General features: G+C 52.0%; 3 rRNA genes. All 3 read left to right on the top strand.

Annotation, left to right across the window (positions count from 1 at the left end):
• Window positions 1–247 precede the first annotated feature (247 nt).
• The 3 genes from V5T57_RS20380 to rrf all read left to right on the top strand — a co-directional run bounded on the left by V5T57_RS20380 (window position 248) and on the right by rrf (window position 5,083).
• Window positions 248–1,752 (top strand): 16S ribosomal RNA (locus V5T57_RS20380).
• A 220-nt stretch (window positions 1,753–1,972) separates the two neighbouring features.
• A 23S ribosomal RNA gene (locus V5T57_RS20375) occupies window positions 1,973–4,845 on the top strand.
• Window positions 4,846–4,968: 123 nt separating this feature from the next.
• A 5S ribosomal RNA gene (gene rrf / locus V5T57_RS20370) occupies window positions 4,969–5,083 on the top strand.
• Together the 16S, 23S and 5S rRNA genes form the textbook arrangement of a ribosomal RNA operon.
• Window positions 5,084–5,095: the final 12 nt, after the last annotated feature.

Below are 5,095 nucleotides of genomic sequence, written 5' to 3'. Positions count from 1 at the left end.
AAAACACGGCCCGGAAGGGCAGCCCCAGAGGGGGTAAGCGCAATGGCGCAGGGTGGCTCTAGTGAGCTTAGGCGAGCTAAGAGACTGCCACGATCTTTGATAAATTGGTATCCATTGGTGTGGGTTTCGGATGAGGTTGTGAAGTTTGATACAGCCAAAAACGAAACTCTTTCAATGAAATTGAGTTTACGTTCTTGCAGTAAGAAGTAAAATTTAGGATTAAATCTTTCACACGTTTAGTGTGTTTTGTGTGGAGAGTTTGATCCTGGCTCAGAACGAACGTTGGTGGCATGCTTAACACATGCAAGTCGAACGGTAACAGCAGTGCTTGCACTGGCTGACGAGTGGCGCACGGGTGAGTAACGCGTGGATATCTACCCAGATGTGGGGGACAACAGTTGGAAACGACTGCTAATACCGCATAATCCCTACGGGGGAAAGGCTTCGGCCGCATTTGGAGGAGTCCGCGTTGGATTAGGTAGTTGGTGGGGTAAAGGCCTACCAAGCCGACGATCCATAGCTGGTCTGAGAGGATGATCAGCCACACTGGAACTGAGACACGGTCCAGACTCCTACGGGAGGCAGCAGTGGGGAATATTGCGCAATGGGGGAAACCCTGACGCAGCAATGCCACGTGAGTGATGAAGGCCTTCGGGTTGTAAAGCTCTTTTAGTAGGGAAGATAGTGACGGTACCTACAGAAAAAGCTCCGGCTAACTCCGTGCCAGCAGCCGCGGTAATACGGAGGGGGCAAACGTTGTTCGGAATCACTGGGCGTAAAGGGCGCGTAGGCGGTTTTCTAAGTCAGAAGTGAAATCTCGGGGCTCAACCTCGAAACTGCTTTTGAAACTGGAAGACTAGAATTCGGTAGAGGATGGTGGAATTCCCCGTGTAGAGGTGAAATTCGTAGATATGGGGAGGAACACCGGAGGCGAAGGCGGCCATCTGGGCCGATATTGACGCTGAGGCGCGAAAGTGTGGGTAGCGAACAGGATTAGATACCCTGGTAGTCCACACCGTAAACGATGAGTGCTAGTAGTTGCGGGTATCGACCCCTGCGGCTACGAAGTTAACGCGATAAGCACTCCGCCTGGGGAGTACGGCCGCAAGGTTAAAACTCAAAGGAATTGACGGGGGCCCGCACAAGCGGTGGAGCATGTGGTTTAATTCGATGCAACGCGAAGAACCTTACCTGCTTTTGACATCCTTGGAATCTTACGGAGACGTAGGAGTGCACTTCGGTGAACCAAGTGACAGGTGCTGCATGGCTGTCGTCAGCTCGTGTCGTGAGATGTTGGGTTAAGTCCCGCAACGAGCGCAACCCCTGCCTTTAGTTGCCATCATTAAGTTGGGCACTCTAGAGGAACTGCCGGTGTTAAGCCGGAGGAAGGTGGGGACGACGTCAAGTCATCATGGCCCTTATGGGCAGGGCTACACACGTGCTACAATGGCGGATACAGAGGGCAGCGAAGCAGCAATGTGGAGCGAATCTCATAAAGTCCGTCTCAGTTCGGATTGGAGTCTGCAACTCGACTCCATGAAGTTGGAATCGCTAGTAATCGCGGATCAGCATGCCGCGGTGAATACGTTCCCGGGCCTTGTACACACCGCCCGTCACACCATGGGAGTTGGTTTTACCCGAAGCCGGTGGCCTAACCTTTCGAGGGGGGAGCTGTCTACGGTAAGATCAGCGACTGGGGTGAAGTCGTAACAAGGTAGCCGTAGGGGAACCTGCGGCTGGATCACCTCCTTTCTAGGGAGATTGATGCAGTCACTTAAGAGCGTGCTCTTAAGTAACACAAGTCATCTTACCAGGTCGATCAAGCCGATCTTCTTCACCGAAACCCACATCAATGGATACCGAATTCACGAGAGGCGACAGTTCTAACGAACTGGCGCTTTTTTTGATCGTGGATGTGATCTTTGACAATTGAGTGGAATGGGTATGTAGCTGTGTTAAACACAGTAGTGTAGTAGAAGTAAACGAAGGGCATACGGTGGATGCCTTGGTGTCAAGAGGCGATGAAGGACGTAGCACGTTGCGATAAGCTTCGGCGAGCCGCGAGCAGGCTTTGACCCGGAGATTTCCGAATGGGGAAACCCGGTGGGATGAAATCCCATCACTGTTAGCTGAATACATAGGCTATCAGAGCGAACGCAGGGAACTGAAACATCTAATTACCTGCAGGAAAAGAAATCAATTGAGATTCCCCTAGTAGCGGCGAGCGAACGGGGAACAGGCCAGTAACATCAAACATACATGTTTTAGCCAAATCCTCTGGAAAGTGGAACCATAGTGGGTGATAGTCCTTTAGGCGAAAGGGCGTGTATGTGGGTTACGATGAGTAGGGCGGGACACGTGAAATCCTGTCTGAACATGGGGGGACCTCCCTCCAAGCCTAAATACTACTTGACGACCGATAGTGTACCAGTACCGTGAGGGAAAGGTGAAAAGGACCCCGATAAGGGGAGTGAAATAGAACCTGAAACCGTATGCTTACAAGCAGTCGGAGGGCTATAAGATAAGCCTGACGGCGTACCTTTTGTATAATGGGTCAGCGAGTTAATCTACGTAGCAAGCTTAATCGAAAGTGTAGGCGAAGCGAAAGCGAGTCTGAATAGGGCGTTAAGTTTCGTGGATTAGACCCGAAACCGAGTGATCTACCCATGGTCAGGTTGAAGGTGCAGTAACATGCACTGGAGGACCGAACCCACCTATGTTGAAAAATGGGGGGATGAACTGTGGGTAGGAGTGAAAGGCTAAACAAACTCGGAAATAGCTGGTTCTCTCCGAAAACTATTTAGGTAGTGCCTCGAATTGGCATGCCGGGGGTAGAGCACTGGATGGGCTAGGGGGGCCCAAAGCCTTACCAAACCTAACCAAACTCCGAATACCGGTCATGTTATAGTTCGGGAGACAGACTGCGGGTGCTAAGGTCCGTAGTCGAGAGGGAAAAAGCCCAGACCATCATCTAAGGTCCCCAAGTCATACTTAAGTGGGAAAGGATGTGGGAATGCCCTGACAGCCAGGAGGTTGGCTTAGAAGCAGCCACCCTTTAAAGAAAGCGTAATAGCTCACTGGTCGAGTGGTCCTGCGCCGAAAATATAACGGGGCTCAAAGTATGCACCGAAGATATGGATGCCGCAAGGCATGGTAGGAGAGCGTTCCGTAAGCCGTTGAAGCCGTACCGAAAGGAGCGGTGGAGGTATCGGAAGTGAGAATGCTGACATGAGTAACGACAAACCAGGTGAGAATCCTGGTCGCCGAAAACCCAAGGTTTCCTACGCAAGGCTATTCCGCGTAGGGTTAGTCGGCCCCTAAGGTGAGGCATACGATGCGTAACCGATGGGAAACAGGTTAATATTCCTGTACCTCTTTTAACTGCGATGGGGGGACGGAGAAGGATAAATCTACCGGGCGTTGGTTGTCCCGGGACAAGTATGTAGGCTGGTCTGTTAGGTAAATCCGGCGGACTTTAAGGCTGAGATACGATGTGGAGCCACTTGGCGAACTGATTGATTCCATGCTTCCAAGAAAAGCCTCTAAGCTTCAGGTTAAGAGAGACCGTACCCCAAACCGACACAGGTGGGTGGGATGAGAATTCTAAGGCGTGTGAGAGAACTCTGGTAAAGGAACTCGGCAAAATAGCCCCGTAACTTCGGGAGAAGGGGTGCCCCTTGTATGTGAAAGTCTTTACGACTGGAGCAGAAGGGGGCCGCAGTGACCAGGGGGGAGCGACTGTTTACCAAAAACATAGGACTCTGCTAAATCGCAAGATGAAGTATAGGGTCTGACGCCTGCCCGGTGCTGGAAGGTTAAGAGGAAGGGTGCAAGCTCCGAATCGAAGCCCCAGTAAACGGCGGCCGTAACTATAACGGTCCTAAGGTAGCGAAATTCCTTGTCGGGTAAGTTCCGACCTGCACGAATGGCGTAACGACTTCCCCGCTGTCTCTATCAGAGACTCAGTGAAATTGAATTTGCTGTGAAGATGCAGCATACCCGCGGCAAGACGGAAAGACCCCGTGAACCTTTACTATAGCTTTGCATTGGTACTAGAGACAGTTTGTGTAGGATAGGTGGGAGGCTTTGAAACTTGGGCGCCAGCTCAGGTGGAGCCAACCTTGAAATACCACCCTGACTCTCTTTGGTATCTAACTGCGCACCGTTATCCGGTGTCAGGACAGTGCATGGTGGGTAGTTTGACTGGGGCGGTCGCCTCCTAAACAGTAACGGAGGCGCACGATGGTTCGCTCAGGTTGGTTGGAAATCAACCGTAGAGTGCAATGGCATAAGCGAGCCTGACTGTGAGACTGACAAGTCGAGCAGGTACGAAAGTAGGTCATAGTGATCCGGCGATTCCGAGAGGAAGGGTCGTCGCTCAACGGATAAAAGGTACTCCGGGGATAACAGGCTGATCTCCCCCAAGAGTTCACATCGACGGGGAGGTTTGGCACCTCGATGTCGGCTCATCGCATCCTGGGGCTGTAGTCGGTCCCAAGGGTTTGGCTGTTCGCCAATTAAAGCGGTACGCGAGCTGGGTTCAGAACGTCGTGAGACAGTTCGGTCCCTATCTGCCGTGGGCGTTTGGAAAGTTGAGAGGAGCTGCTCCTAGTACGAGAGGACCGGAGTGGACAAGCCTCTGGTGTTCGGGTTGTCGTGCCAACGGCATCGCCCGGTAGCTACGCTTGGAAGGGATAACCGCTGAAAGCATCTAAGCGGGAAGCCCACCTCGAGATGAACTTTCCCTATGAGATCCGTGGAAGACCACCACGTTGATAGGCAGGATGTGGAAGTGGGGCAACCCATGTAGCTAACCTGTACTAATCGATCCACTGACTTCTATATTATATACCGCTGCTGCCCATTCCCCTCAGTTGTCCGAGACCACCATAGCTCTATAAGCTTGGTCGGATTCAGCACATATCGGCCCCCAACTACGCGTTGGCGATGGCCCCAAAGATAAGGATTTCCGGTAGCAATAGCGAGGGAGTCACACCCGATCCCATCCCGAACTCGGAAGTTAAGACCCTTAGCGCCGATGATACTGCGGCTTAAGTCGTGGGAAAGTAGGACACCGCCGGAAATCCTTATACTA

Source organism: Magnetococcus sp. PR-3 (assembly GCF_036689865.1).
Classification (GTDB): domain Bacteria; phylum Pseudomonadota; class Magnetococcia; order Magnetococcales; family Magnetococcaceae; genus Magnetococcus.
Note: the sequence above shows the minus strand (reverse complement) of the source record. Positions and strands in the feature narration are given on the sequence as shown.